General features: G+C 70.0%; 20 protein-coding genes. 9 read left to right on the forward strand and 11 right to left on the reverse strand.

Annotated elements, in window-relative coordinates; all coding sequences use genetic code 11:
- Nucleotides 1–49: 49 nt before the first annotated feature.
- The 4 genes from LR948_RS13475 to LR948_RS13490 all read right to left on the reverse strand — a co-directional run bounded on the left by LR948_RS13475 (nt 50) and on the right by LR948_RS13490 (nt 2,515).
- Nucleotides 50–979, reverse strand: a complete 930-nt coding sequence (locus tag LR948_RS13475) for a sterol desaturase family protein (protein WP_232754588.1) — start codon at nt 977–979, stop codon at nt 50–52.
- Nucleotides 976–1,368 (reverse strand): hypothetical protein, encoded by a 393-nt coding sequence (locus LR948_RS13480; protein WP_232754589.1) that lies wholly within the window; start codon nt 1,366–1,368, stop codon nt 976–978. Before LR948_RS13480 ends, LR948_RS13475 begins: the two co-directional genes overlap by 4 nt.
- 63 nt (nt 1,369–1,431) lie before the next feature.
- A complete protein-coding gene (locus tag LR948_RS13485; RefSeq protein ID WP_232754590.1) occupies nt 1,432–1,797 on the reverse strand; it encodes a hypothetical protein in 366 nt (121 codons plus the stop codon).
- A 160-nt stretch (nt 1,798–1,957) separates the two neighbouring features.
- On the reverse strand, nt 1,958–2,515 hold the full coding sequence (locus tag LR948_RS13490; RefSeq protein ID WP_232754591.1) for a TlpA disulfide reductase family protein: 558 nt from the start codon (nt 2,513–2,515) through the stop codon (nt 1,958–1,960).
- Between the two features lie 28 nt (nt 2,516–2,543).
- Between LR948_RS13490 and argH the strand changes: the two genes are divergently transcribed.
- The 6 genes from argH (at nt 2,544) to LR948_RS13520 (ending at nt 8,666) form a co-directional block, all read left to right on the forward strand.
- Nucleotides 2,544–3,935: an argininosuccinate lyase gene (gene argH / locus LR948_RS13495; RefSeq protein WP_232754592.1), complete on the forward strand. Its 1,392-nt coding sequence runs from the start codon at nt 2,544–2,546 to the stop codon at nt 3,933–3,935.
- A complete protein-coding gene (locus tag LR948_RS13500) occupies nt 3,932–4,075 on the forward strand; it encodes an argininosuccinate lyase (RefSeq protein ID WP_232754593.1) in 144 nt (47 codons plus the stop codon). The genes argH and LR948_RS13500 overlap by 4 nt, the downstream gene beginning before the upstream one ends.
- Nucleotides 4,072–4,284, forward strand: a complete 213-nt coding sequence (locus LR948_RS13505; protein WP_232754594.1) for a hypothetical protein — start codon at nt 4,072–4,074, stop codon at nt 4,282–4,284. The genes LR948_RS13500 and LR948_RS13505 overlap by 4 nt, the downstream gene beginning before the upstream one ends.
- Nucleotides 4,284–4,607 (forward strand): DUF2834 domain-containing protein, encoded by a 324-nt coding sequence (locus tag LR948_RS13510; RefSeq protein WP_232754595.1) that lies wholly within the window; start codon nt 4,284–4,286, stop codon nt 4,605–4,607. Before LR948_RS13505 ends, LR948_RS13510 begins: the two co-directional genes overlap by 1 nt.
- Nucleotides 4,608–4,724: 117 nt before the next feature.
- Nucleotides 4,725–5,990: a diaminopimelate decarboxylase gene (gene lysA, locus LR948_RS13515; RefSeq protein WP_232754596.1), complete on the forward strand. Its 1,266-nt coding sequence runs from the start codon at nt 4,725–4,727 to the stop codon at nt 5,988–5,990.
- 39 nt (nt 5,991–6,029) lie between these two features.
- On the forward strand, nt 6,030–8,666 hold the full coding sequence (locus tag LR948_RS13520; protein WP_232754597.1) for a TIGR02302 family protein: 2,637 nt from the start codon (nt 6,030–6,032) through the stop codon (nt 8,664–8,666).
- A gap of 283 nt (nt 8,667–8,949) precedes the next feature.
- Here the strand turns inward: LR948_RS13520 and arfB are convergent, their stop codons facing one another.
- From arfB to LR948_RS13550, 6 genes are all read right to left on the reverse strand, one after another.
- On the reverse strand, nt 8,950–9,369 hold the full coding sequence (gene arfB / locus LR948_RS13525) for an alternative ribosome rescue aminoacyl-tRNA hydrolase ArfB (RefSeq protein WP_232754598.1): 420 nt from the start codon (nt 9,367–9,369) through the stop codon (nt 8,950–8,952).
- 326 nt (nt 9,370–9,695) lie between these two features.
- Complete coding sequence (locus tag LR948_RS13530; protein WP_232754599.1) at nt 9,696–10,325, reverse strand: queuosine precursor transporter; 630 nt, start codon at nt 10,323–10,325, stop codon at nt 9,696–9,698.
- 96 nt (nt 10,326–10,421) lie between these two features.
- A complete protein-coding gene (locus tag LR948_RS13535; protein WP_232754600.1) occupies nt 10,422–11,300 on the reverse strand; it encodes an esterase-like activity of phytase family protein in 879 nt (292 codons plus the stop codon).
- Nucleotides 11,273–12,205: a penicillin-insensitive murein endopeptidase gene (gene mepA, locus LR948_RS13540; RefSeq protein ID WP_232754601.1), complete on the reverse strand. Its 933-nt coding sequence runs from the start codon at nt 12,203–12,205 to the stop codon at nt 11,273–11,275. The genes LR948_RS13535 and mepA overlap by 28 nt, the downstream gene beginning before the upstream one ends.
- A complete protein-coding gene (locus LR948_RS13545; RefSeq protein ID WP_232754602.1) occupies nt 12,202–13,566 on the reverse strand; it encodes an MFS transporter in 1,365 nt (454 codons plus the stop codon). Before LR948_RS13545 ends, mepA begins: the two co-directional genes overlap by 4 nt.
- A 714-nt stretch (nt 13,567–14,280) precedes the next feature.
- Complete coding sequence (locus LR948_RS13550; RefSeq protein WP_232754603.1) at nt 14,281–14,817, reverse strand: acyl-CoA thioesterase; 537 nt, start codon at nt 14,815–14,817, stop codon at nt 14,281–14,283.
- A 131-nt stretch (nt 14,818–14,948) separates the two neighbouring features.
- Between LR948_RS13550 and LR948_RS13555 the strand changes: the two genes are divergently transcribed.
- The 3 genes from LR948_RS13555 (at nt 14,949) to yaaA (ending at nt 18,424) form a co-directional block, all read left to right on the forward strand.
- Nucleotides 14,949–15,242: a YggT family protein gene (locus LR948_RS13555; RefSeq protein WP_232754604.1), complete on the forward strand. Its 294-nt coding sequence runs from the start codon at nt 14,949–14,951 to the stop codon at nt 15,240–15,242.
- A gap of 275 nt (nt 15,243–15,517) precedes the next feature.
- Complete coding sequence (recQ, locus tag LR948_RS13560; protein ID WP_232754605.1) at nt 15,518–17,572, forward strand: DNA helicase RecQ; 2,055 nt, start codon at nt 15,518–15,520, stop codon at nt 17,570–17,572.
- Nucleotides 17,573–17,638: 66 nt separating this feature from the next.
- Nucleotides 17,639–18,424 carry a peroxide stress protein YaaA gene (yaaA, locus tag LR948_RS13565; RefSeq protein WP_232754606.1) on the forward strand — a complete coding sequence of 262 codons (786 nt, stop codon included), beginning with the start codon at nt 17,639–17,641 and terminating at the stop codon, nt 18,422–18,424.
- Nucleotides 18,425–18,516: 92 nt separating this feature from the next.
- Here yaaA and LR948_RS13570 read toward each other — a convergent pair whose 3' ends face one another.
- A complete protein-coding gene (locus LR948_RS13570) occupies nt 18,517–19,695 on the reverse strand; it encodes an acetyl-CoA C-acyltransferase family protein (protein WP_232754607.1) in 1,179 nt (392 codons plus the stop codon).
- Nucleotides 19,696–20,622: the final 927 nt, after the last annotated feature.

A 20,622-nucleotide genomic window follows, 5' to 3' on the forward strand; every position in this document is an offset into this window, starting at 1 on the left:
GAAGACCGCGACCCGCGCTTGCTTTCGGCCCACAACCCCCAAAGCCCCCTCACGAAAACCCCGGCGTGCCCCGGTCCTCGGGGTGCCGCGCCAGGTGCTTCTCCTTGATCGCGGCGGAGGTGTCGCGGCTGCCGTCGTGGCTCCAGCCCGGCGGCGCGAAGGCATAGGCCAGCCGCGCCCGCCAGGAGAGCCCCGGCCGCGTCACGTCCCGGAAGATCGCCGCCCATTCGTGGAACGCCACGCGCAGCGGGTTGAAGGTCCCGAGGTTGCGCACCAGCCCGTAATCCACCCGCTCGTCGTCGCGCTCGGCCACGAAGGTGCCGAAGAGCCGGTCCCAGACGATGAAAACGCCTGCGTAATTGGCGTCGAGGTAGCGCGGGTTGCGCCCGTGGTGCACGCGGTGGTGCGAGGGCGTGTTCATCACCGCCTCGACCCAGCGGGGCAGGCGGCCGATGGCTTCGGTGTGGATCCAGAACTGGTAGATCAGGTTCAGCCCGCCGCAGAAGAGCATCATGGCCGGGTGAAAACCCAGAAGGATCAGCGGCGCGCGGACGACCATCATGAAGGTGAAGGTGCCGGTCCAGGTCTGCCTCAGCGCGGTGGTGAGGTTGTAGTGCTGGCTCGAGTGGTGGTTCACGTGGCTCGCCCAGACCCAGCGGATGCGGTGCCCGAAGCGGTGCACCCAGTAGTAGCGTAGATCGTCCAGGACGAAACACAGCGCCACCACCCACCAGGCCGAACCGAGGTCCAGCGGGGTGATCTGCCAGAGCAGCATGAAGAACCCCCAGGCCAGGAACCCCAGCGCGATGCCCGAGGCGACATTGCCCGCCCCCATCACCAGCGAGGTCACCGCGTCGCGGGTCTCGTAGCGCCCGCCACGGCGCGACAGCGCGATCCAGAGCAGCTCGGCCAGGATCAGCGCGATGAAGATCGGCACGGCCATCTGCACCACGTCGGGATAGCTGAGATCGGGGGTCATCGGGCTCCTCCGGAGGCGCTGTGCCAGGCCGCCCGGTCCTCGGGCGCCAGGGCGATGTCGATGCAGGGGGCGGTCATGTCGGGCAGGCGGAAGCGCAGGCCGCGTGGTGTCTCCTCGACGCGCACCTCGGAGAGGAGCCGCGCGCTGGTGTCGGCGCCCATGGCCCAGGCCAGCGCCGGGCCGTCCTCAGTCTCGAGAAGCGCCGCCGCTCCGTCGGCCGATAGCGTCACGCGGTCAATGCGGGTCTCGGGAAACTCGCGCAGGAAGGCGGCGCGGGCCTCATCGGCATCGGCGAAGCGCCGGGCGGCGGAAAAGCCGAAGACATGCGTCAGGAGCGCGATGCCCGCGATCCCGCCCACGACGAGCGCGATGAGAATGCCCAGCGGCATGGCGTCTCCTCCCGGCTCAGACGATGCGGGAGGAGCCCATGCCCTGTCAAAACGGGCGTTACGTCACTTGAAGCGGTAGCGGATCGCGCGGTTGCTGTCGCCCGAGTCCGGGGTGACGCGGACCCAGTCGCCGGCGACCTCCCAGGTGTGGCAGCCGGCGCGTTCGTCGTTGCGCGACTCGCGGCAAAGCGTGGTGCCCGACCAGCGCCAGTCGCCGCGGGCCTTCCGGCCGTCGTGGCTGGCGACATAGGTGCCGTTGCGGCGCAGGGTCAGCGTGTTGCCGCGCCGGTCCTCGAGGTCGCGCCCGACGATGGCGGCGGTGAACTGGTCCTCCGAGGTGATCTGCACCCAGTGGCTGTCGGCCCGGGCGCCGATCGCGCCAAGCAGGAGGGCGCCGGTCAGGGCGGCGGCAAGGAAGGGTCTGGACATGCGGCGTCTCCGAAAGCTGCGCGATAGGTCTGCGGGGAAGTTTCTTGTTATGGCAGAAACGATGTCCCCGGCATGACCCTGCGTCAAGCGTCACGCGCGGGCGCAGTCCCGGCGCGGGCGGAAAGCCGCCCGATGTGTGCGAGCCGCCGCTATAAGCGGCTCAGCGGCGCGAAACGATCTCGGTCAGAAGCGCCTTGGCCTCGGGGGCGGCCCAGTCGGCATCGCCGGTCAGACGGGCGACCTCCTGGCCTTCGGGATTGAGGATCACGGTGATCGGCAGGCCCAGCACGCCCATCTGCCGCGCCAGCGCCGAGCCCGGGTCGCGGTGCAGCGGCAGGCTGTCGACGCCGATCTCGGAGAAGAAGCTCTCCATCGCGGGCTTGGGGTTGCGCCCGGTGGCGATGGTCACGACCTCGAAGTCCTCGCCGCCCAGCTCGTCCTGCAGCTCGGCCAGCGCCGGCATCTCCTTGCGGCAGGGCGCGCACCAGGTCGCCCAGAAGTTCACAAGCACCCATTTGCCCTCGTAGTCCGAGAGGTTCAGCGCCGCGCCCTCGAAGCTCTCGAAATCGGCCTCCCCGGCGGGCTTGGCCTCGCTGTGCAGGTTGAGCTTCTTCATGTCGCCCTCGCGCGCCTCGGTCAGGTCCGCGAGCTCGGCATTGGCCGGAATTGCAAGCGCGAGGGCCGCAGTATAGACGAGCAGGCCAAGAGCGTTCTTCATCAGATCTTCTCCGTCAGAAGGAAATTGCATGTCCGACACGACCTCGAACCAGATGTGGGGTGGCCGCTTCGCCGCGGGGCCGGATGCGATCATGGAGGCGATCAACGCCTCGATCGGCTTCGACAAACGGCTCGCGGCGCAGGACATCGCCGGGTCGAGGGCCCATGCCGCCATGCTGGCCGCGACGGGCATCGTGGAGCCTAATGACGCCGAGGCGATGAGGGAAGGACTGCTCACCGTCTTGTCAGAGATCGAGGGCGGCGAGTTTGCCTTCTCGCCCGCGCTCGAGGACATCCACATGAACGTGGAGGCCCGCCTGAAAGAGATCATGGGCCCGGCGGCCGGGCGGCTGCACACCGCGCGCTCGCGCAACGACCAGGTGGCGACCGACTTCAAGCTCTGGGTGCGCGACCAGCTCGACGCCGCCGCCGAGGGGCTGGAGGCGCTGATCCGGGCGCTCCTGGAGCAGGCCGAGGCCGGCGCCGACTGGGTGATGCCGGGCTTCACCCACCTGCAGACCGCGCAGCCGGTGACCTGGGGCCACCACATGATGGCCTATGTGGAGATGTTCGGCCGCGACCTCTCCCGCGTGCGCGACGCCCGCAAGCGGATGAACGAATGCCCGCTGGGCTCGGCGGCGCTGGCCGGTACCGGCTTTCCGATCGACCGGGACATGACCGCCGAGGCGCTGGGCTTCGACCGGCCGACGGCGAACTCGCTCGACGCGGTGAGCGACCGGGACTTCGCGCTCGAGTTCCTCTCGGTCGCCTCGATCTCGGCCATGCATCTGTCGCGCTTCGCCGAGGAGCTGGTGATCTGGTCCTCCGCGCAGTTCCGCTTCGTGACCCTGTCGGACCGCTTCTCGACCGGCTCCTCGATCATGCCGCAGAAGAAGAACCCCGATGCGGCCGAGCTGATCCGCGCCAAGATCGGGCGCATCTTCGGCGCCAATGTCGCGCTGATGACGGTGATGAAGGGGCTGCCCTTGGCCTATTCCAAGGACATGCAGGAGGACAAGGAACAGGTCTTCGACGCCGCCGACAACTGGCTTTTGTCGCTGGCGGCGATGCAGGGCATGGTCGGCGACATGACCGCCAACCGCGCGGCGCTCGAGACCGCCGCGGCAAGCGGCTTCTCCACCGCGACGGACCTGGCCGACTGGCTGGTGCGCGAGCTGAACCTGCCCTTCCGCGACGCCCATCACGTCACCGGATCGCTGGTCGCCAAGGCCGAGGCGCAGGGCTGCGACCTGCCGGACCTGCCGCTTGCCGAGATGCAATCCGTTCACGATGGCATCACCGAGGCTGTTTTCGACGTCCTCGGCGTGCATAATTCCGTGGCGAGCCGCGTGAGCTACGGGGGCACCGCCCCCCAGCGCGTGCGCGAACAGATCGCCCGCTGGAAGGAGTTGCTGCCGTGAGAGTGATCCTGGCCCTGTCGTTGCTGGCCTTGGCGGCCTGCGGTGCCGATGGCGCCCCCGAACGCCCAGACCCCGACCCCGAGCCGCGCCGCGGGATCAGCGTCAGCGGCAGCGTCGAGACCGGGGTGGCGGTCCGGTGAGGGCCGCGCTGGGCCTGGCCTGCGCCGCGGCGCTCTTGGCGGGTTGCGCGCCCGAGCCCGAGAACCCCTTTGAGCGGGAGCTGGGCCCGCCGCCCGCCCAGGTCGAGACCCGCAAGAGCGTGACCCTCTCGGTCGGCAGCAACGGCGTGGGTGTCGGCGGCTCGATCACCCGCACGCGCGGCAATTTCCGCTACGGGATAGGCTTCTGATGGCGACACTGACGGGGCTCCGGCCGCTCTGGCTGGCGCTGGCGCTCTGGGGCGCGGTGCATCCGATGTATTGGTTCGTGACCTATCTGTCGCAGAACGACTGGTCGCTCGGCGCGCTGATCGACGCCTGGTATGTGAACGCCTCGACCACCGGTCTGACCTGGGACCTGACCATCGCGGCGGTGACGCTGACGCTCTGGGTGCTGGCCGAGGTGGCGGTGCGGCGCAACTGGTCGGCGCTCTGGGCGATCCCCGCGACCTATTGCATCGGGGTGAGCTGCGGGCTGCCGCTCTATCTCTACCTGCGGTCGCGCCCGGTCTGAGCGCGCGGCGCTGCGAGGGCGCTGCCCTCGCGCTCCCGAGGTATTTTCGCCAAGATGAAGGGTGGAGCGTGGCGCCCTGCTGCGATAGATCCGCCGTCGCAATCCCCGGAGGCTGCCATGGATCACTTTCTCTATCGCGACGGCGTGCTCTGCGCCGAAGGCGTGCCGCTGACCGAGATCGCGGCCGAGGTCGGCACCCCGGCCTATGTCTATTCCACCGCCACGCTGGAACGGCACTTCCGGCTTTTCGACGAGGCGCTGGAGGGGATCCCGCATCTCGTCTGCTACGCGATGAAGGCGGCCTCGAACCAGGCAATCCTGAAGACGCTGGCCGACCTCGGCGCGGGCATGGACGTGGTCTCGGGCGGGGAATACGCGCGGGCCAAGGCGGCGGGCGTGCCCGGTGAGCGCATCGTCTTCTCGGGCGTCGGCAAGACCGAGGCCGAGATCGCCCAGGCGCTGGCCGGCGGCATCCGCCAGTTCAACGTCGAAAGCGAGCCCGAGCTTCTGGCGATCAGCCGCATCGCCCAGGAGATGGGCAAGACCGCCCCGGTGGCGCTGCGGGTCAATCCCGACGTGGACGCCAAGACCCATGCCAAGATCGCCACCGGCAAATCCGAGAACAAGTTCGGCATCCCGATCTCGCGGGCGCGCGCCGTCTATGCCGAGGCGGCGGCGCTGCCGGGCATCGAGCCCATGGCGATCGACGTGCACATCGGCTCGCAGCTCACCGATCTGGCGCCCTTCGAGGCGGCCTACCTCAAGGTGGCGGAACTGACCGAGGTTTTGCGCGCCGACGGCCACGACATCCGGCGGCTCGACCTCGGCGGGGGGCTCGGAATTCCCTACGAGCGTTCCAATGCCGCGCCGCCGCTGCCCACCGAATACGGCGCCTTGATCAAGCGCACCGTCGGCCACCTGGGCTGCGAAGTCGAGATCGAGCCCGGCCGGCTGATCGCCGGCAACGCGGGCATCCTGCTGTCGCGGGTGATCTACGTGAAGGAAGGCGAGGGGCGGCGCTTCCTGATCCTCGATGCCGCGATGAACGACCTGATCCGCCCGGCGATGTATGACGCCTGGCACGACATCGTGCCGGTCCTGGAGCCCGCGCCGGGCCACGAGCGGCAAAGCTACGACGTGGTCGGCCCGGTCTGCGAATCGGGGGACACCTTCGCCAAGGCGCGGGAGATGCCCGAGCTGCGGGCCGGCGACCTGGTCGCCTTCCGCTCAGCCGGGGCTTACGGCGCGGTCATGGCGAGCGAATACAACTCGCGCCCGCTGGTGCCCGAGGTGCTGGTGAAGGACGATCACCATGCCGTCATCCGCGCCCGCCCGAACTTTGACGAAATGATTTCGCGAGATAGCATTCCTGAATGGCTGTGAGGCATCCCGCCTCCGGCCCCCACCGCCGCCGGAGCCGTGATGACCGACAAGGTCGATGATCCGTCACAGATACTCTCACCCGTAAAGCGGCCGCTTGGGCTGACCCGGGCGGGGCTTCTGGCCGAACGGCTGGTCCGGGCCTTCTGGCCGCTCTGGTCGGTCCTGTTCGCCGCGCTGGCCGCGCTGATGCTGGGGCTGCACGAGATGCTGCCCCTGGGCGCGGCGCGCGGGCTGGCGGTGCTGGTGGCGGGGCTGACGCTCTGGACCCTCTGGCGGGGGATCCGTGCCTTCCGCTGGCCACGCCGGATCGACGCCATGCTGCGGCTCGATGCCTCGCTGCCGGGGCGGCCGATCTCCACCGCGCTCGACCGGCAGGCCATCGGCTCGGGCGACGGCGCGAGCCAGGCGGTCTGGGCGGCGCACCAGGCGCGGATGCGGGCCCGGCTGGCCAAGGCCCGGGCGGTCAGCCCGGACCTGCGGGTCTCCGAGGCCGATCCCTACGCGCTGCGTTACGCCGCGCTTCTGGCGCTCTCGGTGGCGCTGCTTTTCGGGTCGGTGATGCGGGTTTCCTCGGTGGCGGGCATGGGGCCGGGCGGCGCCTCGGAGCTGGCCATGGGCCCGAGCTGGGAAGGCTGGGTCGAGCCGCCGGCCTACACCCGGCTGCCGACCGTCTACCTCAACGACATCACCGCGCCCGAGCTGACCGTGCCCGAGGGCGCCGATGTCACCCTGCGGCTCTACGGCGAGGTCGGCGCGCTGAGCGTCCGCGAAAGCGTCTCGGGCAACCCCCTGGGCCAGGAGGGCGCGGCCGAGGCCAGCGCCCGCGACTTCTCGGTGACCCAGCCGGGCCGGGTCGCGGTCGACGGGCCGGGCGGGCGCGCCTGGGACTTCGCCGTCACCGAGGACAGCGCCCCCGAGGTCGAACGCGCCGGCGGTTTCGAGGTGACCTACGACGGCGAGGCCTCGCTGCCCTATGCGGCCCGCGACGACTACGCCGTGACCGGCGGCACCGCGCGGATAACCCTGGCGCTCGAGGAGGTCGACCGCCGCTTCGGCCGCAGCCGCCCGCCCGAGGAACGCCCCGCCATCGAGGTGCCGCTGTCGCTGCCCGTGGCCGGCGACCGCTCGGACTTCGAGGACGCGCTGATCGACAATTTCTCGCAGCACCCCTGGGCCAACCTGCCGGTCAGCATCTCCTTCGAGGTGCAGGACGCCGCGGGCCAGACCGGCGCCTCGCCCGCCGAGGTGCTGACCCTGCCCGGGCGGCGCTTTTTCGACCCGCTGGCCGCGGCACTGATCGAGGAGCGGCAGGCGCTCCTGTGGAACCGCGAGAACGGATCGGACGTGGCGCTGATCCTGCGGGCGGTGAGCCATCAGCCCGACGGGCTCTTCCGGCAAAGCTCGCATTATCTGCGCTTCCGCACGATCCTGCGGCGGCTCGAGGCCAAGCTCGAGGACGGGCTGACCGACGAAGAGGTGACCGAGACCGCCGAGGCCATGTGGGAGTTGGCGCTGGTGCTCGAGGAAGGCGACCTCGACGACGCGCGGGAGCGGCTGCGCCGGGCGCAGGAGCGGCTCTCCGAGGCGATGCGCAACGGCGCCTCCCAGGAAGAGATCGCCGAGCTGATGCAGGAGCTGCGCCGCGCCACCGACGACTACATGCGCCAGCTCGCCCAGGAACAGCGCCGCATGGCCGAGGAGAACGGCGAGACGCCGCCTCAGCAGGACATGCAGGACGGCATGCAGATGACCCAGAACGATCTGCAGGAGATGATGGACCGCATCCAGGAGCTGATGGAACAGGGGCGCATGGCCGAGGCGATGCAGGCGCTCGAGGAGTTGCAGCGGCTGATGGAGAACATGCGCGTGACCGAAGGCCAGGGGCAGGGCCAGCCTTCGCCGGGCCAGCAGGCCATGGAGGGGCTGGGCGAGACCCTGCGCGAGCAGCAGGATCTGTCCGACCAGGCGTTCCGCGACCTGCAGGACCAGTTCAACCCTGGCCAGCAGCGCCAGGGGCAGGAAGGTCAGCAGGGCCAGGAAGGTCAGCAGGGGCAACAGGGCCAGCAGCCCGGGCAGCCCGGCCAGGGCCGCGGGCAGGAGCCCAGCCAGCAGAACGGCCAGGGACAGGGCCAGGGGCAAGAGCAGGGCCAGGGCGGCGAGGGGCAGAGTCTCGAGGAAAGCCTCGCCGACCGCCAGCGCGCGCTGCGCCAGGAGCTGAACCGGCAGCGCGGCAGCCTGCCGGGCCAGGGCACCGAGGCCGGCCGCCGCGCCGGAGAAGCGCTGGACCGCGCCGAGGGCGCCATGGAGGGCGCCGAGGAGGCGCTGCGCCAGGACGATCTGCCCGGCGCCATCGACCAGCAGTCCGAGGCCATGGAGGCCCTGCGCGAGGGCATGCGCAACCTCGGCGAGGCGCTGGCGCAGGAACAGGGTCAGCAGCCCGGCCAGCAGGGCCAGCAGGGCATGGCCGACGGCACCGACCCCGGCCAGCAGCGCGACCCGCTGGGCCGGTCGAGCGGCACCACCGGCCAGGTCGGCACCGACGAACAGCTCCTGCAGGGCGAGGACGTCTACCGCCGCGCGCGGGAGCTTCTCGACGAGATCCGCCGCCGCTCGGGCGAGGGCGAGCGGCCGGAGGAAGAGCTGGAATATCTCGAACGGCTGCTGGAGCGGTTCTGAGGGGGCTTTTGTCCTGTCGTTTCAGGTTGTGGTCGGCGGTTCGCGCGGGGATCGACGCGCGAGGCAGGCGTTGTGGCGTTCACCCTTGTTAGAGCAGTCACGTTAAGGCTGAGTTAAAACGCGAGCGCCAGAGGGTGCGGAAGTCAGCTTGGCCGCGCGCTCAAAGGTCCGCCGCATTTAGGCTCAAGCCTCACGCGCAAGGCTGTCCCATCTCCGCGCACCGTCTTCGCCCTCAGTGACCGGCCTTCAGAACCCCGCAAAGGCAGACCGCCGCCGGCCCCCCTCAATCCGGGTCCACCTTCCCGCGTAACGCCTTCTTCTCGCCCTGCACCTTCTTCGCCTTCAGCCGCCGCTTCTTCGAGGCCAGCGTCGGCCGCGTCGGGATGCGCTTCTTCGGCTTCTCGAAGGCCCGGGCGATCAGCTCGGCCAGCCGGTCGCGGGCGATCTCGCGGTTGCGGGCCTGGCTGCGGGTCTCGTCGACCTGCAGGATCAGCGCCCCGTCCTTGGTCCAGCGCCGCCCGGCGATGCGCCGCAGTCGCGCCTTGACGTGGCCCGGCAGGTTGGGCGAGCGCTCGGCCTCGAACCGCAGCTCCACCGCGCTCGAGACCTTGTTCACGTTCTGCCCGCCCGGCCCCGAGGCGCGGATGAACTGCTCGGTGATCTCCCAGTCCTCGATGGTGGTGCGCTGTCCGATTCTCAGCATCGGTCCTTTCCGGGGCTTCGGCGGCCGTCTCACGCCGCGGCAAAGTCAGGGCTCGCGGCTTCATCCCCCATGTAGCACGGGGGCACAAAGTAAAAGGGCCGCCCGATGTGGGCGACCCCCGAGAATGTGGAGGTGGGGCCGGTTAGGCAATCCACCAATCCGGACGATCATCCGCCTGTAGGGGCTGCCCTAGGGGCGGGTCCTCCGAATTGTCCCGACACCTCTCTCCAATGCTTCTCTCGACACTGGATCACCTCCTTTCTCTGAGTTGCTCAATGAGGTCAGCCTGCCATGCTTTTCCTCGGTCGCAAAACAAAATCTTGTGGTCAGGCGGTGTGCGTCGTCGATACTGCGCGGAGAACGATCAAACGGAAGGGCACAAGCGCGATCAGCGCCAGGCTCAGCTTGACCAGCCAGTCGGCCACCGCGAGCGACACCCAGAGCGGCACCACCGGCCCGACACCCAGGAGCGGCAGCGCCTCGCCGGCCCAGGAGACGTCGTTGCCGGGTTCGAGGAAGACCAGCGCGCCCGAGAAGGCCACGGTGAAGAAGATCGCCGTGTCCAGCGAAGAGCCCACCAGCGTCGAGGCCAGCGGCGCGCGCCACCAGCGCCCGCCCCGGAGCCGGTCGAAGATCGACACGTCCAGCAGCTGCGCGGTCAGGAAGGCCAGGCCCGAGCCCAGCGCGATGCGGAAGGTCACCAGCGGGCCGAACTCGCCCTGGATCTGGGTGCCGATGAAGGAACAGACCACGCCCACGGCGAAGCCCGCCAGCACGACCTTGCGGGCCGGGCCGGGCCCGTAGAGCCGGTTCATCAGGTCGGTGACGAGGAAGGCGATCGGATAGGTGAAGGCGCCCCAGGTCAGCCATTGGCCGAGCAGGAATTGCACCAGGATGTTCGAGGCGACGACGACGGCCGCCATGGCAAGAATGCCGGGGATATGTGCGCGGGTCATGGAATGCTTCCCGTTTTTTGCAAGGTTGCGGGGACTTGGCTCCGGACGCTCCCGGAACAGCCGCGCGCAATAATGCAGAGCCGGGCGCGGCGCAAGTTATTCCGTGACGCGGATCTCCACGAACTCGGTGCGCTGGAGGATGTTGAAATTGTCGTCCGAGATCATCGTCAGCACGGTTTGGCCGCCCGGATCCTGCCAGGCGGCGATGCCTTCGAGGTTGTCGAAGGTGCCATAGGTCGAGGTGAAGACCACGCGCTCAGAGGTGATCGCGTCCCCTTCGAAGGTGAAGCGGCGCACCCGGCTGCGGAAGGCCAGCCCGCTGAACTCGCGTTCGAGCAGGTAGAAGGCGCCGTCGGGGCCGAAATCCGCGCCGACCGGCAGAAAGCCCTCGCCGCGCGGGATCTCGAAGGGCTGCGACCAGCGGCCCTGTTTCAGCCGCCAGACCGGGAAGGGCCGGGTCAGCTGGCCCGAGCGTTCGGGCAGGGTGTAGAGCGTGCCCTCGCCGTCGATCGCCAGGGCCTCGAGGCCGGAGTTCACCTGCAGGCTTTCGAAGGCCGGGGGAACCGGCAGCGCGCTCGCGCCGCGCGCGCCATAGGCCCAGAGCCGGGCCGCGCCCTCGTAGCTGATGACCCGGGCGCCCTGCGGGCTGATCGCCAGGCCCTCGGCGTCCCATTCGTGTTTCTCGACCGCGCCGCCGCCCGGCGTGGTCAGGGGTTCAAGCTGCCCGGCGCGGACGCCCGCAATGCGGCCCTCGCGGCGCTCGAAGCGGCCCGCGGTGATCGCGCCCCGGTCCGAGATCGCGACGAAGCTTTGCCCGTCGTCCGAGACCTCGAGGCCGGAGAAGCCGCCGTGGGCCTCGGCCTCGGACTGCCAGGTATAGGCGCCGAAATAGCCCTCGATGGGCGGTTCGGCGGCGCAGGCGGGCAGGGCGAGAAGGGCGAGCGCGCTCAGCGCGCCGAAAGGACAGAAACGCATTGGGCCGGCAGGTCCGCCATGGTGATCTCACGCTTGGGCTTGGGTTTCGGTGCGTTCGGGTCCGGCGGCGGCGGGTTCAGGATGTTGTTCACCCAGGCCTGCGCGTCGGCGCAGCCGTCGCCCGGGGGCGGCGGGTTCTGGTCGACGCAGCCCGTCGCGCCCGGCGGGCAGGAGAGCCGCACGTGGAAGTGGTAGTGGTGCCCGTACCAGGGCCGGATCTTGCGCAGCCAGGCGCGGTCACCGGTCTCGTCGTTGCACATCTGCACCTTGGCGCCGGGGAAGATGAAGATCCGCGCGACCCGCGGATCCGAGGCGGCGGCCTTCAGGATCTCGTGGTGCGAGCGGGTCCAGTTGTCGTTGGTGAAGGCGCCCTTGGCCCGGCGCATCGAGATCGAGGAGATGTTCTCGCGCTCGCTGGCCGAAAGGTCGAGCCGGTCGGCGGGGCGCAGCCAGATGTCGACATCGAGCCCGACCTGGTGGCTGGCGTGGCCGGTCAGCATCGGCCCGCCGCGCGGCTGGCTGATGTCGCCGATATAAAGCCCGTTCCAGCCCGGCTGGGCCGCGGCCTTCCGCGAGAGGCGCTGCACGTAGTCGACGACCTCGGGATGGCCCCAGTTGCGGTTCCGCGAGAGCCGCATGGCCTGCCAGGTCGGCCCGGTCTCGGGCAGGGCGACATTGCCCGCCGCGCAGCCCTTGGAATAGGAGCCGAAGGGCTCGGCGGCCTGGGCCGAGCCGTTCTGCTCGGCGCCGAAGAGCTGCTTGGCGCTTTTGGAAGACAGCACCGCGGGAATCGCCGCGGGCGCGCTGGCCTCGGGCAGGGTGCTTTGCGGACGCTCCGGGTCGTCCCCGCCGCAGCCCGCGACAAGCGCGGCGGCGAGGGCCAGGCTCAAGAAGGGTCGGATCATGCTGCTCGATCTCCGTCGGGGTGGACCCAGCGTAGCAGAATGAGCCCGCCCATAAACAGCAGAATGACCGGGATGAAGCCCAGCTGGTTGCTCTCGGTCGCGATGGTGAAGACGGTGATCAGCGCCGGCGCCAGGAAGGCCGTCGCCCGGCCCGCCAGGGCGAAGAGCCCGAAGGCCTCTGCGGCGTGTTCGGCGCTGCAATGGCGCACCATCATGGTCCGCGAGGCGGCGTAGAGCGAGCCGCCCGCGCCGCCGATGATCGCGCCGCAGATGTAGAAGATCACGTCGGGCGTGCGCGAGTTCTCGCCGAAGGGGATGCCGAAGAGCGCCTCGCGGGACATGCCGACGATCACCGAGCCGACCACGATCAGGCACCAGATGTTCGCCCGGATCACCGGTTTCGGCCCGAAGCGCTGGTCGGCGAGCCCGCCCACCCAGGACAGGATTGCCGCCGCCAGCGCCGCGATGATGCCGAAGACGCCGATCTCGATGATCTCCCAGCCGAGCACCAGCTTGGCGTAGACCCCGCCATAGGCGTAAAGCGCGGTCATGGCGTCGCGGTAGAACATCGAGGCCAGCAGGAAGCTGCGGTAGGAGGGCCGGGCGATCACGCCCTTGAGCGTGGTCTTCAGCCGCGCCAGCACCGTGCCGAGGCTGGGCCGGGCGAGCTTGGTGGCGATCCGGTCCTCGGTCCAGGCGAAGAAGGGGATCGCGAAAAGCGCGAACCAGAGCGCGATGAAGGGCCCGACGAAGCGCGTGCCCTCGCGCGCCTCGGCGTCGAGCCCGAAGGGCGGCGCGAGGCCGATGAGCGTGGTGCCGCTTTCGTTTTCCGCGAAGAACAGCAGCATCACGAAGAGCGAGAGCACCCCGCCCCAGTAGCCGAAGGCGATGGCCCCGCCCGAGAGCCGGCCCATGGTCTCGTTCTGGCCGAGCGTCGGCAGGATGGCGTTGTTGAGGTTGAAGGCGGATTCCGAGGCGACAAAGCCGATCCAGAAAAGCGCCAGGGCGAGGTAGAGCCCGGTGCCGTCGGGCTGCAGGAACCAGAGGCCCGCCGCGCAGAGGACCGCCGTCCCGATGAAGCCCACGAACCAGGGCCGCTTGCGCCCGGAAGCGTCCGCATAGGCCCCGAGAAGTGGGGCCGAGAAGGCGATGACCAGCCCGGCGATGGTCTGGGCGCTCGACCAGAGGCTCTGGGCGCTGGCGCTCGCCGCGCGTTCGCTGGCGCCCCCGGCCATGAAGGCCTCGGAGGCGACGGCGGCGAAATAGGGGGCGAAGATGAAGGTCAGGCCGAGGGTCGCATAGGGCTGTTGGGCCCAGTCGAAGAACATCCAGCCCCAGATCCGTTTGCGCGCCGTCGTCATGTCACCCCCGTGTCGCGGTCCCGGGCGATCAAACGCGGGGCACGCTGGGCTGGCAAGGGGGCGCTGTGGCGGGGGCGTGGAATTCCCGTCACGCGCGACATTGCTGCCGATGGGGGTGGGGGTGGTCGGTCAGTGCGCCCACCTTGCCGGCTCAACCGGAACAAACACTCTCCAAGCCAAGCCAAGCCAAGCCAAGCCAAGCCAAGCCAAGCCAAGCCAAGCCAAGCCAAGCCAAGCCAAGCCAAGCCAAGCCAAGCGCACACCACGCCGCCCCGCGCCCCGCCTTGCGCCCGAATAGCATCGAAGATGCCGGGCGCGCGCCGGACCGGCCCCTTGGGCCGGCGCTCTTGTGGGCGAGGCGCGTCATTCACCCCTAGTCCTGACCTTGCGTGGATAAAGCGCGCCGCTCAGAGGCCAGCAGCGCCGACCCCCGGTCCGGCGCGCGCCCTCTGGAGGCGCTTGTGGCGCGGTTGGAGGGGCGCCTGTTGCGTGGTTGGAGCTGGGAGGGAGGCGATGTGCCAGGTGGACAGCTTGGCGGGGCCTTGTTCGGGCCGACGGAAGCCGTCCCCGATGGCCGGCCTTCTCGGGGAAAGGCCATCCGTTCGAGATCGACCTAGCTAACCAGCGAGGCATTCAGAGGGAGACAAGACAGATGGCGCGCGCCGACCGGAGGCCGCGCCAGCCGGTCACGCATGCGACCAACGCCCCCGCAGCTCAGCCCTTCTCGGGCGGCCAGGGGCGCTGCGCTTCGGCCTCGGTCCAGGCCTGGATCCAGGCGGGCATCTCGGGCGGCTCGGGGGCGTGGCCCAGGACCTCGGCGACCTTGGCGGGCGGCACGATGCCGTTCTTGTCGGTCACCGCGGTGCGGAACAGCGCGTGGCTCGTGCATTCGCCGTCGCGGCGCCACATGGATTGCTCCATGTAGATGAACTTCGAGTCCCAGCTCACCAGCCGCGAATGCATCTCGACCCGGTCGAAGGCCCGCACCCGGCGGCGGTAGCGCACCGAGGAGCCCGCCACGGTCAGCCCCCAGCCGCGCGCGCGCATCACCGGGATCAGCCCGGCGCGCATCGCCAGCGGGATCCGCCCGAGGTCGTAGAGCGTCAGCGTCCGGCCGTTGTTCAGCTCCCACCACATGTCGAGGTCCCAGGGCCAGCAGATGTGATGCGAGACATGCGGCGCGCCCAGCGCCAGGGCGGGGGCGTTGCGGAAGACCAGGGCTTCCTTGAACAGGCGGACGAATGGATACATCGGGCGCTCCTTTGGGCAGCCCTGTCGCGTTCCTCCGCCCCAGCGTCAAGGGGGACGCGGCGGCACTTGCCCTCGCGCGGCGCTGCCCTTACCTCTCGGGGCGGTGCCAGACGCGGAAGGAATGACCCGACATGCAATCGCTTTTCCAGATCCTGATGCTGATCCTCGACGTCGTGTGGTTCTTCATCATCGCGCATGTCATCATGAGCTGGCTGATCAACTTCCAGGTGCTGAACCTGCGCCAGCCCTTCGTCGCGCAGATCTGGGACGGGCTGAACCGCCTCCTGGAGCCGGCCTATGCGCAGATCCGCCGGGTGCTGCCGCAGATGGGCGGGCTCGACCTCGCGCCGCTGGTGGCGCTGATCGGCATCTACGCGATCCGCATCGTGCTCGCCAATAACGCCGGGCTGTTCTACGGCTACTGAGCGCTCCCGCGCGGTCCCCGCGCGGGCATGAGGGCGCTGCCCTCATACTCCCGGAGTATTTCCGGCCCGGTCATGCAGGCAGGGCGGTCGGCGCAGGCCAAGACCGGCGCGCGCCGGGCCTGAACGGGGCCGGTGCCGGGCCTCGGAGCTTTTCTCGAAGCAGGGCGGCGGCTTGGGCCGCGGAACGCGCCCGCGGGCGCGCGCGGGGCTTGTTTACCTAATCTTAGTATGAGATTCCTTGTACTCGAGCAGATCTAGATAAATTGGCAGGTGCCATGCCCCGCGACCTTCCCGGCGCCGAGGCGCTGTTGCGCGACGTTTTCGGTTACGATTGCTTCCGCCCGGGCCAGGGCGAGATCGTCGAGGCGGTCTCGGCCGGGCAGGACGTCCTGGCGATCATGCCGACCGGCGGCGGCAAGTCGCTCTGCTTCCAGCTGCCGGCGCTGATGCGGCCCGGGCTGACGCTGGTGATCTCGCCCTTGATCGCGCTGATGCGCGACCAGGTGCGCGCGCTGCGCGAGGCCGGGGTCTCGGCCGGGGCGCTGACCTCGGGCAACACCCAGGAAGAGACCGACGCCGTCTTCGACGCGCTGCACGCCGGCGATCTGAAGCTTTTGTACCTCGCGCCGGAACGGCTGGCCTCGGGCGGCACCGCGCGGATGCTGGGTGAGGCGGGCGTGAGCCTCATTGCCGTGGACGAGGCGCATTGCGTCAGCCAGTGGGGCCATGACTTCCGCCCCGATTACCTGCGCATCGGCGCGCTCCGCCGCGAGCTCGACGTGCCGGTCGCGGCCTTCACCGCCACCGCCGACGAGGAGACCCGCGCCGAGATCGTCGAGCGGCTTTTCGCGGGCGGCGCGCCCGAGGTCTTCCTGCGCGGCTTCGACCGGCCGAACATCCACCTGGCCTTCGCCCCGAAGGACGGCCCCCGGCGGCAGATCCTGGGCTTCGCGGGCGCCCGCAAGGGCCAGTCGGGCATCGTCTATTGCGGCACCCGCGCCAAGACCGAGACCCTGGCCCGGGCGCTGCGCGAAGAGGGCCATGCGGCGCTGGCCTATCACGGCGGCATGGACCCCGACGACCGCCGCGCGGTCGAGGCGCGCTTCGCCGGGGAGGACGGGCTGATCGTGGTGGCGACCGTCGCCTTCGGCATGGGCGTCGACAAGCCCGACATCCGCTGGGTCGCCCATGCGGATCTGCCGAAGTCCATCGAGGCCTATTACCAGGAGATCGGCCGCGCCGGGCGCGACGGCGGGCCCGCCGAGACGCTGACGCTCTACGGCCCCGACGACATCCGGTTGCGCCGCAGCCAGATCGACGAGGGGCTCGCCCCGCCCGAGCGCCGCAGCGCCGACCACGGGCGGCTGAACGCGCTTCTGGGCCTGGCCGAGGCGCAGGGCTGCCGGCGGCACAACCTCCTGGGCTATTTCGGCGAGAACCCCGAGGGCAACTGCGGCTTCTGTGACCTCTGCGACAGCCCGCCCGAGACCTTCGACGGCACCGAGGCGGTGCGCAAGGCGCTCTCCGCGGCGCTGCGCACCGGCGAGAACTTTGGCGCGGGCCATCTGATCGACATCCTGCGCGGCCAGTCGACCGAGAAGGTGCGCGCCCGGGGCCACGACAAGCTGCCGACCTTCGCGGTCGGCCAGGAGCTGTCGCAGGCCGAATGGCAGGCGGTCTTCCGGCAGATGATGGGCTTCGACCTGATGCGCCCCGACCCCGAGCGCCATGGCGCGCTGGTGATGACCGACCGGGCGCTGCCGATCCTGAAGGGCGAAGAGCCGGTGCAGCTGCGCCGCGACAAGAGCGTGAAGAAGGCCGCCCGGGCCGCGCCCAAGGCCCTGGTCAACGAGGAGGACGCGCCGCTCCTCTCGGCGCTGAAGGCCAAGCGGCGGGCGCTGGCCGAGGCGGCCTCGGTCCCGGCTTACATCATCTTCAACGACCGCACGCTGATCGAGATGGCCGAGCGGCGGCCGCAGACGCTTGATGAGATGGCGGGGCTGTCGGGCATCGGGGCGAAGAAGCTCGACCGCTACGGCGACGCCTTCCTCGCGGTGATCGCGGGCGAGGCCGAGGGGCTGCACCCGGCGCGCCGCAAGCTGGCGGGAAAGCCGGCGGGCGGGTTGTATGACCAGCTGCTCGAGGCGCAATCGGCGCTGGCGCGGGGGATCGACGGCACCGAGAAGCCGCTCTCCTGTTCGGCGGCGCAGCTCGCGCGGATCGCCGAGGCACGGCCCTCGGACGAGGGTTCGCTGGGGCGGCTTCTGGACCAGAAGCGCTGCGACCGTTTCGGCGCGGCCTTCCTCGAGGTGCTGCGCGCTTCTTCCTAGACTTTGCGTCGCGCCCTCGGCGCGCTAGATCGGCCCCGACGAGGACCAGATGCAAGGAGCCCCGCTGTGCTCACCGTGATTTCCCCGGCCAAGCGGCTCGACTGGAGCCCGCAGTCCGTCCAGATGACCGAACCGCGATTCGAGGCCGATGCCCTGCGGCTCGCCAAGACCATGCGCAACCTGCCGCTGCGCGACCTCAAGGCGCTGATGGATCTGTCGGACGACCTGGCGCGGCTGAACCGCGACCGGTTCCGGGCCTTCTCGGAGGCGCCGGGTGCGGACCAGCGGCGCCCCGCCGCCCTGGCCTTCGCGGGCGACACCTACCAGGGGCTCGAGGCCGGCTCGCTCGATGCCGAGGAGATGGACTGGGCGCAGGACCACCTGCGTATCCTCTCGGGTCTTTACGGCGTGCTGCGGCCCCGCGACGCGATCCAGCCCTACCGGCTCGAGATGGGCTCGCGGCTGAAGACCCGGCGGGGCAGCAACCTCTATGCCTATTGGGGCGACCAGATCGCCAAGACGCTGAAGGCCGAGGCGGAGGTCCTGGGCAGCGACACGCTGATCAACTGCGCAAGCCAGGAGTATTTCGGCGCGGTGCCGGAAAAGGCGCTGGGGCTGCGCATCGTGACCCCGCAGTTCATGGAAGAGAAGAACGGCACGCCGAAGATCGTCAGCTTCTTCGCCAAGAAGGCGCGCGGGGCCATGGCGCGCTTCATCGTGCAGAACCGGCTGACCGATCCCGAGGCGATCCTCGGCTTCGACCTGGGCGGCTATGCTTACCGCGCGGATCTTTCGGAGCCCGGCAAGCCGGTTTTCCTGCGCGACGCCGAGGCGGCCGAACGCGCGGCCTGAGGCGGCCGGGGCCCGCAGGTGGCCCCTAGAGACGACAGCGCCGCGCCGGTGGGGACCGGCGCGGCGCTTTTCACGTCAAGCGGGCTGCGGGATCAGAGCCGTTCGATCGCCAGCGCGATGCCCTGGCCGCCGCCGATGCACATGGTGATCAGCGCGCGCTTGCCGCCGATGCGCTCGAGCTCGTAGAGCGCCTTCACCGTGATGATCGCGCCGGTGGCGCCGACCGGATGGCCAAGCGCGATGGCACCGCCGTTGGGGTTCACCTTGGCCGGATCGAGGCCCAGCTCCTTGTTCACCGCCAGCGCCTGGGCGGCGAAGGCCTCGTTCGATTCGACCACGTCGAAATCCTCGGGGCCGAGGCCGGTCTTCTCGAAGAGGCTGCGGACCGCGGGCACCGGGCCGATGCCCATGACCTCGGGGCGGACGCCGGCATGGGCGTAGCCCAGCACCCGGGCGCGGGGCGTCGCGCCGCGCGCCTCGGCGGCGCCCGCGGTGGCCAGCACCAGCGCCGCGGCGCCGTCGTTGATGCCCGAGGCATTGCCCGCGGTCACCGTGCCGTCCTTGCGGAAGACCGGCTTCAGGCCGCCCAGCTTCTCGAGCGAGGTCTCCTTGGGGTGTTCATCGGTCTCGAAGGGCACCATGTCGCGCTTCACCCGCACCTCGACCGGGACGATCTGCTCCTTGAAGCGGCCCTCGGAGATGGCGCGCGCGGCGCGGTTCTGGCTTTCCAGCGCAAAGGCATCCTGCGCCTCGCGCGAGATGTCGTGCTCGCCCGAGACGTTCTCGGCGGTGACGCCCATGTGGCCGGTGCCGAAGGGGCAGTTCAGCGCGCCCAGCATCATGTCGAGGGTGCGGATGTCGCCCATCTTCGCGCCCCAGCGCTGGTCGGGCACGATATAGGGGCTGCGCGACATGGCCTCGGCCCCGCCGACCAGCGCCACCTCGGCATCGCCGAGCGCCAGGGACTGCACGCCCGAGACGATCGCCTGGGCGCCCGAGCCGCAGAGCCGGTTGACGTTCATCGCGGGCACGGTCTCGGGCACGCCGGCCTGCATGGCGGCGACGCGGCTGAGGTACATGTCGCGCGGCTCGGTGTTGATCACATGTCCGAAGACGACGGTGCCGATGTCGCCGCCCTCGAGCCCGGCCCGCGAGAGCGCGGCCTTGGCGGCGGTGGTGCCGAGGTCGATCGGCGGGGTGCCGGCGAGGCTGCCGCCGAAGGTGCCGATGGCGGTGCGGGCGCCCGAGAGGATGACGATGTCGTCGCGCATGGGGATCTCCTTCCTTGTCGGCGCGGACTATGGACGCTCGCCCGGGGAATGTCAGGGGGAACGGCGCGTCAGGGGGGATTGGGTGGGTTTGGAGGGCTTGGGGCTGGCGGAGTGAAGGGGTCGGCGGGTGGGGCCTCGCAGTGTGTGCCGTGGTGCTACGATCCCTAGATCCCTAGATCCCTAGATCCACCCACCCAGCCCGACCGGCGACGCGACGGATCCCCGCGACCTCACGGAGCCGGTATCCGCCCGCCCCAACCCGCGCGGAGCAGCAGCCCCTAACGAGCCACCCGCGCCCCCTTGCGCCCGAATAGCACCGAAGGTGCCGGGCGCGCGCCGGACCGGCCCGATGGGCCGGCGCTCCTTGGGGTGGCGCGCTTAGATCGCAGTTTGTCCTGACCTTGTTGGGATAAAGCGCGCAGCTCGGAGGTCAGCAGCGCCGTCCCCCGGTCCGGCGCGCGCCCTCTGTTGGCGCTGGTTGAGAGAGAAAGGGCGGTGGTTGAGATGCCGGGTGGCTAAGCGAGAGGGATGATGCGTTCTGACCCTCCGTACCCTGCGCAGCATACTCCGATCTTCCTCAGACCACAGGTTGCCAGTCTCGCGCCCCCTTGCGCCCGAACAGCACCGAAGGTGCCGGGCGCGCGCCGGACCGGCCCTATGGGCCGGCGCTTCTTGGGGTGGCGTACTCAGCTCACTCCTAGTCCTGACCTTGCTGCCATAAAGCGCGCAGCTCGGAGGTTGGCAGCACCGGCCCCCGGTCCGGCGCGCGCCCTCGGGCGGTGCTGGTTGAGAGGGTGGAGGGGGCGGTCTTTGAGCTTGTGACCAAGTTGGGCGTTTGCGCCTCCGTACTTTGTTACTGCGCGCGCCTTTTGCCTTTGAGGTTGGGGCTGGGTGGTGAGCGAAGCTGGAATAGGTGGCTGGGTCCGT

This window comes from Roseivivax sp. GX 12232 (assembly GCF_021272185.1).
Classification (GTDB): Bacteria; Pseudomonadota; Alphaproteobacteria; order Rhodobacterales; family Rhodobacteraceae; genus Roseivivax.